The following is a 15,208-nucleotide window of genomic DNA, read 5'->3' as shown; positions in this document are numbered from 1 at the left end:
GGGCCCACGACCGCGGCGGCGCACCGGGCGCCGCGCGGGCCGGCGGGGCGCACCACGAGGGGGGCGGCGCGCCGGACCCGGGCCGGCTGGCCACCCTCACCCGGCTCGGCCGGCGGCGCGGCCGGCTGCTGGTCAGCACCGTGTCCGTGCTGCTGGTGCTGGCGCTCGGCGGCGCCGCGTACGTGGTGTACGGGCCGGACGACGACGACGGCGTGCGCACCAGCGGTACGGCGGCGGGCGGGGTGCGCCGGGTGGCGCTGCCGGCGGGCTGGCGGCCCTGGGAGGTCATGCTCCAGGCGACGGGCACGACGCCGAAGGGGCCGGCCAGGGCGGCGCCGCTGGGGGAGATCTTCGAGCCGCAGTGCATGACCGGCGGCGACCGGCTGTTCTGCGGCGGCATGGGCTTCCCGACGGTCAGGCTCGACCCGCGCTCGGGCTCGCTGCTGTGGCGTACGGACGCGCTCGCCGACCCGAGCGAGATGACCAACAGCAGCCATCCGGTCGCGCTCACCGCCGACCGGGTCTTCGTGCACGACGCGCCGAACGGGGAGACGACCCGGCTGGTCGCGCTCGACGCGGCCACCGGACACGAGGTGTGGTCGCGGGAGGTCAGCGACAGCACCGATGCGGCGCTCGTCGGCGATCTGGTGGTCAGCAGCGCGCCGGACGACGCGTCGTTGGTCGCGCGGGCGGCCGGGGACGGCGCCCGGCGGTGGAGCTATCCGGTGCCGCCCGGCCAGTCGTGCAACGCGGCCGGCCACGCGGGCGCGGTGTACGCGCTGTGCTGGGACGAGGAGGGCGGCGACCGGACTTCGGCGGCGCGGCTCGACCTGGCCACCGGCGACGCCACGGTGCTGGCCCGACTGCGCGGCGTGGACGCCCCCATCGGCGTGGACGACGGCGACCTGGTCTTCCTGCGCTACCGCGGCGGTGCGGGCGCCGCCTACCGGAGCCTGCTGCGCATCGACGTGGACACCGGCGCGCGGCGCGAGGTGCGGCTGCCGCGGCTGGCCCTCGGGGACGCCACGCTCGCCGCCGGCCGGCTGTTCTTCATCCAGAGCAGCGGCCGGGTCACCGCGCTCGACGCGCGCACCGGCCAGACGCTGTGGTCGAACCCGTCCGACGTGGAGCGGCTGGGCGCGCCGACGGTCTCCGTCCGCGAGAACACGGTCTACCTGTGCAACGGCAGCGGCCGGATGCTCGCGCTCGACCTGCGCACCGGCGAGGAGCGTTGGCAGTCGGGCCCGCGCAGCGCGGACAGCGGCTACGGGATGGGCGACGAGACGAGCAAGGTGGTGCGGGTCGGCGGCGCGCTGGTCGCCGCGGCGTCGGACGGCACGCTGTTCTCGGCCGACCCGGACGCCCCGGACGCGCGGCCGTGAGGCCGGTGCCCGAAGGGCCTCGTACGGCCTCGTACGGGCTTCGTACGGGGACGGCCCCGCCGGCGCGGGCCGGCGGGGCTCCCTCGCATGAGCGTCGTACGGGCCGTGTACGAGCTTCGTACGGGCCGTGCAGGGCGGGCTGCGGACGTCAGCCGCAGTTCGGGGCGACGAAGCCGTCGCTGCCGGTCCTGACGTAGCTGTCCGAGATGTACTGACCGGGCGCGATGCTGTCCCAGATGTTCGAAGTGCCGTACGGGCCGCTGACGTTCTCGCCGCGGCGCTGGCAGCGGATGGGGACCCGGGCGTTGTAGGCGAGCACCTTGACGACCGGGCTCGTGGTGGTCGGGCCGCTGCGCACGTTGACCCGGTAGCCGGGGGCGACCGGGTAGGTGGTCTGGGCGATGGCGGCGGTGGTCTGTGCCGCCTCCGGGTCCTGGACCTCCGCGGCCACCGCGCCGACGGCGCCCGCCTCGTCCGCAGTCGCTATGTCGTTCTCTTCCTTGGCCATATGGCCTCTCCCCCGTTGTGTGTTTTGTGCAAAGACATGCGCAGGCTAGCAAGCCTCAACGGTCTCGTACGCGCAATGCACTAGGCTCCGTGAGCCGCATGTGCGGATAAATTCACGGGGGTGGGGGAATGCCGCCGCTGCGTAGCGCGGGGACCGGCGCGGAAGCGGAAGATCCGCAATATGCCGGTCAGTACCGGCTGGAGGGACGGCTTGGTTCGGGCGGCATGGGCGTGGTGCATCTGGCCAGGTCACCATCGGGTATGCGGCTTGCGGTAAAGGTCGTACACGCCGAATTCGCCGCCGATCCGGAATTTCGGGCTCGATTTCGCCAAGAAGTCACAGCAGCACGCAGAGTGAGCGGCGCTTTTACCGCGCCCGTGGTGGACGCCGACCCTAATGCCGAGCGGCCGTGGATGGCCACGCTCTACATTCCGGGGCCGACGCTCGCCGGGCACGTGAAGCAGAATGGGCCGCTCGCGCCGGACGAGGTGCGCCGGCTGGCGGCCGGGCTCGCGGAGGCGCTGCGCGACATCCACCGGGCCGGCGTGGTGCACCGCGACCTCAAGCCGAGCAACGTGCTGCTGGCCGCCGACGGGCCGCGGGTGATCGACTTCGGCATCTCGCGGCCGTCCGACAGCGATCTGCGCACCGAGACCGGCAAGTTGATCGGTACGCCGCCGTTCATGGCGCCCGAACAGTTCCAGCGCCCGCGCGAAGTCGGCCCGGCCGCCGACATGTTCACGCTCGGCTCGGTCCTGGTGCACGCGGCGACCGGGCGCGGCCCGTTCGGCTCGGACAGCCCGTACATCGTGGCGTACCAAGTGGTGCACAACGAGGCCGATCTGGACGGGGTCTCGCCCGATCTGCTGCCGCTGATCCGCAGTTGCCTGGCGAAGAACCCGGCGGACCGGCCGACGCCCGACGGGCTGATGTCGGCGCTGCGCGCGGGCGGGCGCGGCCCGTTCGAGCCGCTGTCCACGCCGCGGGTGCCGTTCCAGCGGGCGCCGACGTCGCTGGAGCGGGACATCGCGGCGGCGGGCGCGGACGCGCTGTTCGGGGACGGCTTCGGCGAGCGGTTCGGGGACGGGTTCGCCGGGGGCGAGCCCGATGGGCCTGCGGGTCCTGTGGGGCCTGCCGGGCCTGTTGGCGCGGGCAGTACGGGCGGTGCGGACTGGCCCGAGGCGCCGGGTGACGGCGCGTACGCCACGCAGAACGGCGCGGCGTACGCGCTGGCCGACCCCGCGGCGGAACCGGCGGCCGGCCCGCAGGCCGACTCGGCGCCGGAGGTGGACACGCACGTCAGGGCGGGCGCGGCGCCCCTGCCTGAGGACACCGCGCCGCGCGCCCACCCCGAACACGTGGGCCTCCCGGGCGAGGCCGACCAGCCGCCGGAGGACGACCCGGCGGGGCTGGCGGGTTCGGTGGCCGGCCCGTCCGACGCGGACGGCGCGGGCGCTCTGGTGGGCGGGCCGGCGGGCTCGCTGCGCGGGCCGGCGGGCTCGCTGCGCGGGCCGGCGGGCGCGAGCCGCGGCGGTCGTACGGGCCGGTTCCTGCGCCGCGTACGGGCCCGGCGGGGCGGGCGGCGGGCGCCGCTGCTGGCCGGCATGTTGGCGGTGGCGCTCGTCCTGGGCGCCGGCACGGTGTGGACGCTGCGACAGATCGCCGGTTTCGACTCCGATGACGCGCACCCGCGGTCGGACAACGCGGCCGACTCCTGGCAGCCGTGGCGGATCGGCCTGCGGGACGCGGCCGGCCTGCCGGCGGCGGGCGACGGCACCAGGCTCACCTTCTGTAGCTACGGGAAGGGCGCCCTGTACTGCGCCCAGCAGGGCATCGCCGCGGCCAGGATCGACCCGCGCCGCGGCCGGCTGCTGTGGTCGACGCACCGCACGGGCCGCCCCGCCCCGACCGACGGCGCACCCGGCGCGGACCCGGCGGCGGCCCGCACCGCCGACCCGTACGCCGCGACGGATACGGCGGATACGGCGAACGTGGGCGACGCAGGCGATGCGGGCAGCGGAACCGGAACCGAAGGCGAGCACGGCGACGAGACGGCCGGCGTGCCATCGGCCCCGGTCTTCGCCGGAGGGCTGGTGCAGACGCTGTCGCCGGACGGCAAGCGGCTGACCGCCCGCGACCCGAGGACCCGCAAGCAGCGCTGGACCCGCGACGTGTCCGCGTACGCCGGCCGGGTCTACCGCGCGGGCGACTCGGTGCTGCTGGTCTCCGCCGACTCCACGGTCACCGCGATCGACGCGGCCAGCAACGCACGGCGCTGGAGCCACCCGCTGACCGGCCACGCGCTGCCGACGTTCGTCGCGTACGGCACGGGCGAGGTCGCGTACGCGCTGACCACCGCGCCGGACGGCTCGAACACGCAGGTCAGCGCGGTCGATCCGACGACGGGCGACGTCCGCTGGACCCACCGGCTGCGCGGCACGTTGATGCCGGTGGGCGCGGACCGGGACGGGGTCGTCAGATTCACCGCCACCGATCTGGAACAGCGCGCGACGGCGGTCGTACGGTACGACCCGGCGCGCCGGGAGGAGCGCCGCGTCAAGCTGGCGGCGCCGCTGCCCACGTCGAGCGTGGCGGTCAGCGACGAGGTGGTCTACCTGCACGGTTACGACGGCGGGTTGGTCGCCATCGACACCAGTGCGGGCGCGGCCAGACCCCGCCCGTGGCGCCTGGAGACCTCGGTCAGCAATGCGTCGCCGCTGGTCGCGGCCGGCGACCGGCTCTACTTCTCGGCCGCCGACGGCCGCCTCATCGCGGTCGACGCGGTAGCCGGCCGCCTCCTCGGCCAGACCCCGCCCCGCCCCGGCCGCGCCACGACGGGCTTCGTGGAGCACGTACCGGCCCCGGTCGCAGCCGAAGGCAAGGTCTTCGCGGCGGCCCCGGACGGCACGCTGTTCGCGGTGGACGACCGGGTGCCGTCCCGTTGGTAGGGGGCGGCCGGCCCGCCCTTGGTTGTCGGGGGCGGGTTAATCGGTCGGCGTTCGATCAGATGCTCACCAATGGTGATCAAACCCTTACAGTCGATTGCTGCTCTCCGTACCGTCGGCTATCGAACGGCCGAAGGCCAGGTCGAGTTGGAGCCTGGCTGCGCAACGGAAGGCACAGCATGGAGTGTGAAGAGGACCAACCCCAGGACGCCGTGGCGTTCTTCGGCCGCGAGGTGAAGTACGCGCGCGAGCACGCCGGGATGACCCAACTGGAACTCGCCAAGGAGGCGGCCTACGACCGTACGTACGTGGCACGAGTTGAGAGCGGAAGCCTTCTCGGCTCCGTACACTTCGCCGAGACGTGCGACAGGGTGTTCAAGACCAACGGCTACTTCTCACGACTGCGGAAGCGGTTCAGCCAACGTGGCCATCCGGTCTGGTTCTTGCCGTACGTCGAGATCGAGAAGATGGCGCGATCGATCTCCGATTACTCCAATGCGTTCATCATGGGGATGGTGCAGACTCCCCGCTATGCGGAGGCACTGTTCCGGGCGGCCCACCCGCGGGAGACGGACGACCAGATCGCGGCCCGGGTGGAAGCGCGCATGACACGGCAAGAGGTCATGAAGCAGGAGTCGCCCCCGCTCCTGTGGATGATCGTTCACGAGGCCGTGCTCCGCGTCCAGGTGGGCAGTCGCGAGATTATGGCCGAGCAGCTCACGCGCCTTGCAGACGATGCTAGTTCACCCCACACGAAGGTGCAGGTGCTGCCGAACGACGTCGGTGCGCCGGCGGTCAGCGTCTCCTTCATCTTGGTGGACCGAGACGAGGCCGAACCGAAGGTGTACAGCGAAACCTTTGGACAGGGGCACCTGGCTGACGACCCGGAATCTCTCCGCCGCGCAGGTGCGACGTACGATCGGCTGCAAGCCGCGGCTCTGCCACCAGAGCGCTCGGTCCAGCTCATCCGTCGCATCGCTGAGGAGTTCTCGTCATGACGGAACAGGTATGGGTGAAGTCGTCCTACAGTGGCGGCGAGGGCGGCAACTGCATCGAGTGGGCCCCCAGCCACGCCGCAGCGACCGGCGCCGTCCCGGTCCGCGACAGCAAGGACCCGCACGGCCCGGCGCTCCACTTCGACACGGCGGCCTGGGCAGCCTTCACCACCAGCATCAAGACCGGCAACTTCAATGCCTGACCCATCCCGCACGCCAAAGATCCTGAGCACCTTGGTCCGCTGGTAGAGCGGCAGGGACTTCGGTCCCGGTGCCCGCCCGCCACTTTGCTGGGCGGGCGGGCACCGGGACCGGTGTCGAAGGTCAGGTGGCTGTACCGGGAGAAGGCTTCTGGCCGGCCTTGTCGACGACGGCGCGTTCGGTCACGGCGGTGCTGACGATGATGCGTCCGGCTTTGCCACCGGCGCTGTCGTCGTTGATGAGGACGGTCCGCTCGCCGAGGTAGGTGAGCTTTTCCTTGTCGAAGATCCATTCGGTGCGCCGGTTGCCGCGGTCCTGGCTGACGGCCACGCCGTGCCGGCCGGACGCGTCCACGGCGTCGTCCACGACGTTCACCCCGGGAATCTTGGCCGCGGCCTTGTAGAGTGCCGCTCCGATCCGCGGGGGTATCAGGGACTCGCGCAGCGCGTCGCCGATCGTCTGGAACGCTTCCTGGTCGGGGTTGAGGTTCTTGTCCACGCCGGTGTTCTGGGCGTAGACGGCTGTCAGCAGGGCGTCGGGGTCGGTGGGCAGGGAGGCCAGGTACGTGTAGGTCGGCAGTTGGAGGGAGGGCTCGGTGTTCTTGCCGAGGTTGACGCCTCCCGCACCGGGCCGGGAGCCCGAGCTGAGGGGCTCGGTGAGGAGACCGTCGCGGCTGCCGTTGACGGAGAACCATGCCTGTCGGGGGTGGGTGGTCCCGGTGCCGTCGCCGTTGTACTGGGCCTTGGCGCCGTCGCCGTCGGCGCCGATCTTCTTGCTCGCGCCGTAGACCTGGCTGGCGATGTAGATGTACTGGTCGTCACGGACCTGCGGGACAGAGGTGCTGGCGGCGACGGCGGCGATGCGGGTCAGCAGTTGGACGGCCTGGGGTGACGCGCCGCCGGGCCCGCGCTCGGTGACCGAGCCGCCCGGAGCACTGGCCGCCTGAGGGACCGTGGTCGGGGCATCGGAACCGACGGCGGCCACCGCGATGACCGCAGCCATCGCCCCCGCGGCCAGCGACGCCCCGATGACCAGTCGGCGCCGGGGACGGCCGGGGGCAGCCGCGTCGACCAAGCGCCGGCGCAGTCCGCCTGGCTGGTGGGAGGTGGGGGTGGTGTCCTGGTCGATCTGTCGCATGAGGAGTTCCTTGTGGTGGAGGTGGCGGCCCGGCGGCAGGTCCCGTTCGGCCGGGGCCGGCAGCAGCCGGGCCGTCTCCTCGCGCTCGGCCTGTGCGGGCCGGTACGGGGTGGCGTTCATCGGGTTCCCTCCTGGACGGACAGGGCCGCGAACGCGGCCTCACTCTCTACCTCTCCGCGCCCCGGGCGCGGTTCCCGCTCTCCTTCGGCCAGTTGCCGGTCGGTCAGGTCCCGCAGCCTGACCCGGGCGCGCGACAGGCGTGAGCGCACAGTGCCCACCGGTACCCCCAGCGCGTCAGCGGCCTGCTGGTAGTCCAACCCCGACCACACGCACAGCGCCAGCACCTCCCTCTCCCGGCGGCGCAGGCCCCGCACCGCCCGGTGAACCGCGTCCAGGCGACGGGCGTCGTCGATCCGCCCGGCCGCCTCGTCCGCGAAGTCCTCCACCGGCTCCGGGGCGGGCACCCGGGCCAGGAAGGCGAACCGCCGACGGACACCGCGTCTGGCGTTGTGCGCCTTGTTCGTCGCGATCCCCAGCAGCCACGGCCGCAGCGATCCCCCCTCCTCTCCGACCTTCTCCCTCGTCCGCCAGGCGTCCAGGAACGTCGCCGACATGACGTCCTCGGCCACCGACCAGTCGCCGGTCAGCCGGAAGGCATGGTTGTACACCGCCTTCGCATACTGCTCATAGAGCTCGCCGAACGCCTCGCGGTCGCCCGCGCGTATCCGCTCCCGCATCCCATCTCCTCACTCACGCCCGCACCGGGCCGTATCACCTTCTCTCTCCGCACACCCAGCGAAGTTCCCAGAACGGCAGCAAGAAGCTGAGAAAAAGCCATGGCGCAGCACGATCGGGCACCTGCCCGCAGCACCCCGCGCGGGACTCCCGCCGTTCCCCACGCACGCGAGACGGACTGGGACACCAGCAGCGCGGGCATCGGTCTGATCATCTCGGCGGCGCCGGCCGGCCGCCCGCGCACTCAGCAGGTTGTAGAAGGTCACATCGGCTACAGAGAGCTACTTGTCGCCTCGCCGTAGCTATGCGAGCTCAGGGCCGTACGGGTGGGCCGGCGGGCGGGCTACCCCGCCGCCCCCTCCTGCAAGTGCCGGTAGCTGCCCGGGTGTTCGCGGAGGAAGTCCGCGAAGGACTGGGCCGGGTGGCCCGCCAGGCGGGGGACCGTGTCCGAGACGAAGCTCATTTCGTTGGCGGCGATCGCCTCGTACGAGCTGACCCAGCCGGCCAGTTCCCAGGCCGCCGCGTCGTAGCCGGCGCGGGACGCGTACGCCTCGTCCTGGGTTTCGGCGTGGTACGTGATCGCGCGGCCGGTGGCGCGGCTGAGGTGGTCGGCGATCTCGGTGAGCGAGAGGGCCGCCGGGCCCGTCACGTCGTACGTGGCGCCGTCGTGGGCGCCGGACGCGGTGAGGACGGCCGTGGCGACGTCGGCGACGTCCTCGTGGGCGACGGCCGCGACCCGGCCCCGGCCGCCGGGGCCGCGCAGCACCCCGTCCGCGCCGGTCATCGCGGGGAACGCGGCCAGGTAGAAGCTGTCCCGCAGGAACGTGAAGGGCAGGCCCAGGCCGCGGATGTGGCGCTCGGTGTGCCAGTGGTCGCGGGCGAAGGTGAACGTGGCGTCCGGCGCGGCGCCCTGGAAGGACACGTACACGATCCGCTGCACCCCGGCCGCCACCGCCGCGTCCACGGCCGTGATGTGTTCGCGCACCCGGTCCGCGCTCTCCCGCGCCGACACCAGGAACAGCGTGTCCGCGCCGGTCAGCGCCGCGCGCATGGCCGGGCCATCGCCGTATTCGGCGGCCGGCGCGGCGAGCGCCCCGGGCAGTTCGGGCAGCTTCGACGGGTCGCGGCACAGCAGGCGCTGGCTCACGCCGGCCGCGGCGAGCCGGCGCGCCACGAGCCCGCCGATCCGGCCGGTCGCTCCACTGACGGCGATGACTGGGGCCATGGGTGGGGGTCCTCTCTCTGTCTCTCTGTGCTCTGCAATCGCATGTCGCTGTTGGCGCCGTTCGCACTCGTTGCTGTGTGTGGCGTGCGGCGTGCGCCGGGTGGGGCTTGGAGCACTGTCGCGCGGGGGACTCGCCCCTGCACACCGCCGCGCGGGCCGCGCACCGTGTGGCCCGTGGTGCGGACGGTGAGTGCCAGTGTGCGCACCCCGCGCGCGTGGCGCGAACGCGGCGCGGCCCCGGTGGCGGGGTGGCCGGGGCGCGCCACCCGGCCGGGCCCGCACCGCGGTCACGTTTCAGGCTGAGCCGAAACGTATGACGCCACACGCCGGCGCTGGTCACGATGGGCGGCGCGCCGACCGCACCCGGCAGGGCGCGCCGGCCCCCCGGCTCCGTACCCCGGTCCCCCACTGCCCCGCTCGCCGCTCGGTCGCGGGGCTTCGTCCAGGGAGGAACATGATCCACATCCGGCAACACGGCGACGCACTCCCCTCTGACCAGCAGCAGGCCGCGGGCGCGGGCCAAGCCGGCATCGCCGTGCGGCTGCCGCGGGCGGTGCTGCCGTCGCCGGTGGCCGAGCGGCGGCCCGAACAGGCGCTGGCCCGCTCGCTGCCCGCGGCCTCCGGGTTCGGCGGGCTGCTCAACAGCTTCCTGCACGGCGTGGTCGGGCAGACGGCACACCTGGACGAGGCGCAGGCGCACCGGCTCGGCGTGGCCACCATCGAACTCGTCACCGCCTTCCTCGCCCAGCACACCGACGGGGGTGCGCCGACCCCGCCGGAGATGCGCCGCGGGCTGACGCTGGCCCGCATCGACGCGTACATCCACGAGAACCTGGCCGCCCCGGAGCTGACGCCCGCGGCCATCGCCGCCCACCACCACATCTCGGTGCGCTCGCTGCACGCGCTCTTCCACCGGCGCGGCCGGACCGTCGCCGCCACCATCCGCCACCTGCGCCTGGAGCGCTGCCGGGCCGCGTTGGCCGATCCGCAGTGGAGTGCGGTGCCGGTCCGCGCCATCGCCGCCCGCTGGGGCTACCCGGACGCGACCGTCTTCAGCCGCGCGTTCCGCACCGCGTACGGGCTGCCGCCCAACACCTACCGGCGTACGGTCGCCGAAGCGGAACGACCATCGGGCGACCGGGCACCGCTCGACCACGCCTGACACCCCGTCATTCCTTGCTGGTCAGGGCCTCTTCGCGGCGACTCGAACCGCCAACAAGTCCGGCAGTAAGCGGAATTCGGTCTCCGCGCGTCAGGGCTCGACTGTCAGTGGTCCGTGCGAAGGTGCCACGTACGGATGCCGGTGGACGGCGTCGGTACGGGCACGGCGTCGTGCGGGGCGCCGCGCCGCGCCCGTGCCAGGACGACTGCGGGAGGACAGCACCATGACCAGTACACCGAACACGCCGGAGCCGCCGGAGCCGGCTGCGGTCCCGGACGGGGCGGGCGGACCGGCCGCACCAGGTGCGCGGGGCGGCGCGTTGCCCGGTCGGCCGCCCGTCGTCGACCTGGCGACCTGGCAGGCGGCCCGGGACGAACTGCTGGTCCGGGAGAAGGCGCACACCCGGGAGGGCGACGCGATCGCCGCTGCGGTGCGGCGGCTGCCGATGGTGGAGTTCGACGGGACGGTGGAGGTCGGCGGGCCGACCGGGCCGGTGCCGTTCATCGAGCTGTTCCAGGGCCGCGACGAACTGATGGTCTACAAGCACATGTGGTACGAGGGCGCGCCGCACCAGGGCCAGTGCGAGGGCTGCACCACCACGGCCTGGCACCTGCGGGACACCAGCTACCTGGCGGCGCGCGGCGTCTCGTTCGCGGTGCTGACCATGGGGCTGCCCGCGGACGTGGCCGAGTACGTCGCGTTCATGGGGTACACCCAGCCCTGGTACTCGGTGCGCGACCTGGCCGCGCCGATCGGCGAGGACATGGGGCACCTCACGTGCTACCTGCGCGACGGCGACCGCACCTTCCTCACGTACTCGACCACCGCCCGCGGCAACGAGCCGGCCAACGGCTCGCTCGCGCTGCTCGACCGGACGCCGTACGGCCGCGGCGAGGCGTGGGAGGAGAAGCCGGCGGGCTGGCCCGCCGGGCACCACGCGTGCTGGTACTGGCGCACGGCCGCGGACGGCACGGCCACCTGGGGCCCGACCAGCCGCCCGACCCCGCAGTGGACCCGCCCCGGCGCGACCCCTGAGGAGACCCTCGGGCGGGAGCTCGGCGAATACCACTGAGGGGCTGCGCGCACCGCTGTGCGTACCGCTGCGCGGGCCGGGCGGCGGGCGTGGGGCGGGGGGCGACGGGCGCGCCCAGTTCAGTCCGGCGCCCCTCAGTCCGGCACCCCTCAGTCCGGCACCTCGATGATCGGGAAGCTGCCGGTGTTGGTGGGGGCCGAGTCCGGGAGCCAGAGGACGGCCACCGCGCCCTCGCGACCCTCCGCGGTGGGCTCCGCGTTGCGGAAGGTGAGGCGGGCGCCGAGGACGCGGGCCTGGCCGACCGCGATGGTGAGGCCGAGGCCGTGGCCCTTGCCGCGGTCGCTGGCGCCGGTGCGGAAGCGGCTCGGGCCGTCCTTGAGCAGCGCCTCGGGGAAGCCGGGACCGTGGTCGCGGACCCGGATCATCCGGCCCTCCACGGTCACCTCGAACGGCGGCTTGCCGTGGTTGGCCGCGTTGGCGAGCAGATTGCCGATGATCCGCTCAAGCCGGCGCGGGTCGGTGCTCACGTACGCGTCCCGGACCACCGTGATCTGCGCCTCGGGCGCCACCAGCCGCACCCGGCGGGAGACGAACTCGCCGAGCGCCACGTCGTCCAGCTCGGCGCGCTCCGCGAACCCGTCGAGCCTGGCCACCTCCAGCACGTCCTCGACCAGCGTGCGCATCGCCTGGGCCCGGTCCCGTACCAGCTCGGTCGGGCGGCCCGGCGGCAGCAGTTCGGCAGCGGTGAGCAGGCCGGTGACGGGGGTGCGCAGTTCGTGCGCGATGTCGGCGGTGACGCGGCGTTCGGCCTCCAGGCGCTGGCGCAGCGCATCGGCCATGCCGTCGATCGCGCGGGCCAGTTCGTCGGTCTCGTCCCGTACCCGGCCGCCGATCTGTTCGCGTACCCGCACCTCGCTGTCGCCCTCGGCGACCTTGCGGGCGGCAGCCGCGGCCTTGCGGAGCCGGCGGGAGAGCTGGTCGCCGATGAGGACGCCGAGCGCGACGCCGCCGAGCACCACCGCGAGCGAACCGACGACCAGCACCCGGTCCAGGTCGTCCAGGACCGCGAACCGGTCCTTGAACTGGCCGTGCACCGACAGCACCTGCCCGTTGCTGATCGGCACCGAGGCCCACACCTCGGGCGCGCCCGACCCGTTGTCCTGGAGGTAGGTGGCGCGCAGCCCGCGCGCGGCCTCGTCCTTGAGCTGCTGCGGCAGCTTCGGGTCGTCCAGTTCGGCCTGGAACAGCAGCCGCCGGGTCGACTCGTAGTAGCGCTGCGCGACCTGCACCCGGTCGTCCATCACGTCGCGGCTGTTGTCGAGCATGGAGGCGCGGGCCGCGTTGTGCACGACGAGGCTGAGCGAGGTGGCGATGAGGGCGCCGACGCAGGCGATGGCCAGGCTGACCTTCCAGCGCAGCCCGGTACGGAAGGCGAGCCTGACCACGTCAGCCCTTGAGCTTGTAGCCGAAACCGCGGACGGTCTCGATCCGGTCCTGCCCGATCTTGCCGCGCAGCCGCTGCACGTGGACGTCCACGACGCGGGTGTCGCCGCCCCAGCCGTAGTCCCACACGCGCTCAAGGAGCCGGTCGCGGGAGAGCACGGTGCCGGGCGCGGCGGAGAATTCGAGGAGCAGCCGCATCTCGGTGGGCGTCAACGCCACCGGGGCACCGGCCTTGCGGACCTCCATGCCCTCCGGGTCGACCTCCAGGTCACCGAAGCGCAGCGGCCCGTCGCTGCCGGGCGCCTCGCCCGCGGCCGGTGCCGCCGGTGTGCCGCCGGGGCCGCTGGCGTGGCCGAAGCGGCGCAGTACGGCGCGGATGCGGGCGACCAGGACGGCCCCGTCGAACGGCTTGGTCACGTAGTCGTCGGCGCCCGCTTCGAGGCCGAGCACCACGTCGATGGAGTCGGCGCGCGCCGAGAGCATGATCACCGGGACGGTGGACTCGTCGCGGATGCGCCGGCACAGGCTCACCCCGTCCAGGCCCGGCACCATCACGTCGAGCAGGGCGATGTCCGGCCGGTTGGCGCGGAACCGCTCCAGGCCGGTCAGCCCGTCGGGGGCCGCCGTGACCACGAACCCGTCCCGCTCCAGGGCGAGCTGGGTGGCCTCACGGATCACGTCGTCGTCCTCGACGAAGAGGACATGGGTTTCCGCCACGGGCGCCGTCAGCCTTCCGTTCCGTCGTCACTGGGCAACGCGTCCTCGTCCACGGTCTTGCTGAAGTCCGTGTGCGTCCGCCCGGTCTCGATGAAGCGCCCGCCCGACCAGCGGTAGTGGATCACGTCTTCGCCCGACGGGCAGCACACCGCGTCGCCCGAGTCGTAGACCTGCTGGGTGACGCGCAGTTCGTCCTTCTCAATGGTGGTGAACACCGGGGCCTGCTCGGACCTGAAGACGTTGGTGTAGTCCTTGTCCTTGCCGGCCTTGCGGTAGACGTACGAGCCGATGCCCAGGCCGTCGCCGCAGGTCATCACGTTGACGACGACATCGGCCGAGGTGCCTCTGGTCAGCTCCGCGTAGCTGACCTCGACCGGGTACTCGTCCTTCACACAGGGCTTGAGGTTCTCCCTGATGTCCCGGTCGACCTCCGGATCGCGCTTGATCAGCGCGACCCCGTCCACCTTGTCGGCCGGGCTCGCGGTGGACTTGGTGGTGCTGGGCGAGGCGCTGCGGGAGACCGCGTCGTGCTGGGCCTCGCCCTCCTTCCGCACTCCGTCGCTGGCCGAGTTGCACCCGGCCAGCACCAGGCCGGCCGTGGCCAACGCCGCGACCGCGCCTCCGGTGAACAGGAAGGTCTTGCTGGGAGCCGGCTTCCTCAGGCCGCGCACCTGGCCTGCCCCCGATCGTGGTGCCCGTGGTGGTCGCGGTGGCCGTGCGCGGCACCGCTGCCCACCGGGCGCCGGTCGGCGCGGGCCGGGGCGCGGTCCACCAGGTCGTCGAGGGGCTGACGCGGGCGCACCACGCCGGCGAGCGGCGCGACACCCGCGGTCCTGGCGGCCGGGACGCTCGCGGCGGGCGCAGCGGCCGGCGTGCGGACCGGGGCGGACGCACCGCGGCGGCCACCGGCGACGGGCGTCATGGCGGGCGCGGCGGCGGCTGCCGCGGCACGAGCGGTACGGGCCGCCGGGCGCGCCACGGCGGGGGCCGGGCGGGTCTCGGGACGGGTCGCCGCGGGGGTCTCGACGCGGGCCGCCGTGCGGGTCTGGGCTGCTGCCGCGGGGCGGGCGGCGGCGGCCGGGCGGGCGGTCCTGGCGTTGCCGGCGCCGCCGTTCACCCAGGCGTCGGCGCTGCCTCGTACCCTGCTGCCGGTGCTGGCCGTGGCCTGCTGGTCCGCGCGCTCCAGCGCGGACGTCTCCAGGGCACGGCTCTCCAACTCCTGGCGCAGCCGTGCCAGAGCACGGTGCAACGTGCTCTTGACGGTGCCGGTCGACATCCCCAGCGCCTCCGCGGTCTCCTCGGTGCTCATCTGCTCCCAGTGTCGCAGCACGACGACACTGCGCTGCTTCGGCGCCAGACACGACAGCACGTCCATCAGCAACGCCCGGTCGGCGTGCTGCTCGGTGCCGTCCTCGACGCGGGCGTCCGGCAGCTCCTCGGTGGGCACCTCTTCCAGCTTGCGGGCGCGCCACCACTCCGTACGCGTGTTGATCATGACACGGCGGAGGTACGCGTCGGCCAGCGACTTGTCGGCGATGCCGTCCCACCGCCCGTAGGTACGCACCAGCGCGGTCTGGAGCAGGTCCTGCGCCTCGATCGGGTCGGGCACGAGGCGGCGGGCGCTGCGCAACAGCGCGTCCTGCCGGTTCCGCACGTATTCCTCGAAGTCCAGTACCTTGCTGCCGCTGCTGGTCATCGCACAGCCTCCGTCCCACGGTGTTCCCC

The 15,208-nt window shown here is 73.5% G+C and carries 13 protein-coding genes and 1 pseudogene; 6 read left to right on the top strand and 8 right to left on the bottom strand.

Annotation, left to right across the window (positions count from 1 at the left end; all coding sequences use genetic code 11):
- Window positions 1-1,382 (top strand): PQQ-binding-like beta-propeller repeat protein (locus ACMA1D_RS19110; RefSeq protein ID WP_414725206.1); only part of this gene is annotated, 1,382 nt, incomplete at its 5' end.
- A gap of 148 nt (window positions 1,383-1,530) precedes the next feature.
- Here the strand turns inward: ACMA1D_RS19110 and ACMA1D_RS19105 are convergent.
- Window positions 1,531-1,890, bottom strand: coding sequence for an SH3 domain-containing protein (locus tag ACMA1D_RS19105; protein ID WP_414725205.1), 360 nt, complete (start codon window positions 1,888-1,890; stop codon window positions 1,531-1,533).
- A gap of 128 nt (window positions 1,891-2,018) precedes the next feature.
- On the opposite strand from ACMA1D_RS19105, the gene ACMA1D_RS19100 reads away from it, so the two are divergent.
- From ACMA1D_RS19100 to ACMA1D_RS19090, 3 genes are all read left to right on the top strand, one after another.
- Complete coding sequence (locus ACMA1D_RS19100) at window positions 2,019-4,838, top strand: protein kinase domain-containing protein (RefSeq protein ID WP_414725204.1); 2,820 nt, start codon at window positions 2,019-2,021, stop codon at window positions 4,836-4,838.
- 176 nt (window positions 4,839-5,014) lie between these two features.
- Window positions 5,015-5,833 carry a helix-turn-helix domain-containing protein gene (locus tag ACMA1D_RS19095; protein WP_414725203.1) on the top strand — a complete coding sequence of 273 codons (819 nt, stop codon included), beginning with the start codon at window positions 5,015-5,017 and terminating at the stop codon, window positions 5,831-5,833.
- On the top strand, window positions 5,830-6,033 hold the full coding sequence (locus tag ACMA1D_RS19090) for a DUF397 domain-containing protein (RefSeq protein ID WP_414725202.1): 204 nt from the start codon (window positions 5,830-5,832) through the stop codon (window positions 6,031-6,033). Before ACMA1D_RS19095 ends, ACMA1D_RS19090 begins: the two co-directional genes overlap by 4 nt.
- 121 nt (window positions 6,034-6,154) lie before the next feature.
- Here ACMA1D_RS19090 and ACMA1D_RS19085 read toward each other — a convergent pair whose 3' ends face one another.
- From ACMA1D_RS19085 to ACMA1D_RS19075, 3 genes are all read right to left on the bottom strand, one after another.
- Window positions 6,155-7,288, bottom strand: a complete 1,134-nt coding sequence (locus tag ACMA1D_RS19085; RefSeq protein WP_414725201.1) for a CU044_5270 family protein — start codon at window positions 7,286-7,288, stop codon at window positions 6,155-6,157.
- Window positions 7,285-7,905, bottom strand: coding sequence for an RNA polymerase sigma factor (locus ACMA1D_RS19080; protein WP_414725200.1), 621 nt, complete (start codon window positions 7,903-7,905; stop codon window positions 7,285-7,287). Before ACMA1D_RS19080 ends, ACMA1D_RS19085 begins: the two co-directional genes overlap by 4 nt.
- Before the next feature lie 341 nt (window positions 7,906-8,246).
- A complete protein-coding gene (locus ACMA1D_RS19075; RefSeq protein WP_414725199.1) occupies window positions 8,247-9,128 on the bottom strand; it encodes an NmrA family NAD(P)-binding protein in 882 nt (293 codons plus the stop codon).
- Window positions 9,129-9,582: 454 nt separating this feature from the next.
- Between ACMA1D_RS19075 and ACMA1D_RS19070 the strand changes: the two genes are divergently transcribed.
- Window positions 9,583-10,290, top strand: a complete 708-nt coding sequence (locus tag ACMA1D_RS19070; RefSeq protein WP_414725198.1) for a helix-turn-helix domain-containing protein — start codon at window positions 9,583-9,585, stop codon at window positions 10,288-10,290.
- Window positions 10,291-10,513: 223 nt separating this feature from the next.
- On the top strand, window positions 10,514-11,362 hold the full coding sequence (locus tag ACMA1D_RS19065; protein ID WP_414725197.1) for a DUF899 family protein: 849 nt from the start codon (window positions 10,514-10,516) through the stop codon (window positions 11,360-11,362).
- A 110-nt stretch (window positions 11,363-11,472) separates the two neighbouring features.
- Here ACMA1D_RS19065 and cseC read toward each other — a convergent pair whose 3' ends face one another.
- The 4 genes and pseudogenes from cseC to ACMA1D_RS19045 form a co-directional block, all read right to left on the bottom strand.
- On the bottom strand, window positions 11,473-12,768 hold the full coding sequence (gene cseC / locus ACMA1D_RS19060) for a two-component system sensor histidine kinase CseC (protein WP_414725196.1): 1,296 nt from the start codon (window positions 12,766-12,768) through the stop codon (window positions 11,473-11,475).
- Between the two features lies 1 nt (window position 12,769).
- Entirely contained in the window at window positions 12,770-13,483 is a 714-nt protein-coding gene (cseB, locus tag ACMA1D_RS19055) for a two-component system response regulator CseB (protein ID WP_414725195.1), read from the bottom strand.
- A gap of 8 nt (window positions 13,484-13,491) precedes the next feature.
- Window positions 13,492-14,154: a hypothetical protein gene (locus tag ACMA1D_RS19050; protein WP_414725194.1), complete on the bottom strand. Its 663-nt coding sequence runs from the start codon at window positions 14,152-14,154 to the stop codon at window positions 13,492-13,494.
- 494 nt (window positions 14,155-14,648) lie between these two features.
- Window positions 14,649-15,179, bottom strand: a pseudogene (locus ACMA1D_RS19045) (SigE family RNA polymerase sigma factor); the annotation flags it as partial.
- Between the last annotated feature and the right edge of the window lie 29 nt (window positions 15,180-15,208).

This window comes from Streptomyces sp. 796.1 (assembly GCF_047525675.1).
Classification (GTDB): Bacteria; Actinomycetota; Actinomycetes; order Streptomycetales; family Streptomycetaceae; genus Streptomyces.
This window is presented reverse-complemented; position numbering and strand designations above follow the sequence as displayed.

Coding starts and splice junctions, on each gene's coding strand:
- ACMA1D_RS19105 (WP_414725205.1), bottom strand. CDS start 1,890: ATGGCCAAGGAAGAGAACGACATAGCGACTGCGGACGAGGCGGGCGCC.
- ACMA1D_RS19070 (WP_414725198.1), top strand. CDS start 9,583: ATGATCCACATCCGGCAACACGGCGACGCACTCCCCTCTGACCAGCAG.
- ACMA1D_RS19080 (WP_414725200.1), bottom strand. CDS start 7,905: ATGCGGGAGCGGATACGCGCGGGCGACCGCGAGGCGTTCGGCGAGCTC.
- ACMA1D_RS19095 (WP_414725203.1), top strand. CDS start 5,015: ATGGAGTGTGAAGAGGACCAACCCCAGGACGCCGTGGCGTTCTTCGGC.
- ACMA1D_RS19090 (WP_414725202.1), top strand. CDS start 5,830: ATGACGGAACAGGTATGGGTGAAGTCGTCCTACAGTGGCGGCGAGGGC.
- ACMA1D_RS19100 (WP_414725204.1), top strand. CDS start 2,019: ATGCCGCCGCTGCGTAGCGCGGGGACCGGCGCGGAAGCGGAAGATCCG.
- ACMA1D_RS19065 (WP_414725197.1), top strand. CDS start 10,514: ATGACCAGTACACCGAACACGCCGGAGCCGCCGGAGCCGGCTGCGGTC.
- ACMA1D_RS19085 (WP_414725201.1), bottom strand. CDS start 7,288: ATGAACGCCACCCCGTACCGGCCCGCACAGGCCGAGCGCGAGGAGACG.
- ACMA1D_RS19075 (WP_414725199.1), bottom strand. CDS start 9,128: ATGGCCCCAGTCATCGCCGTCAGTGGAGCGACCGGCCGGATCGGCGGG.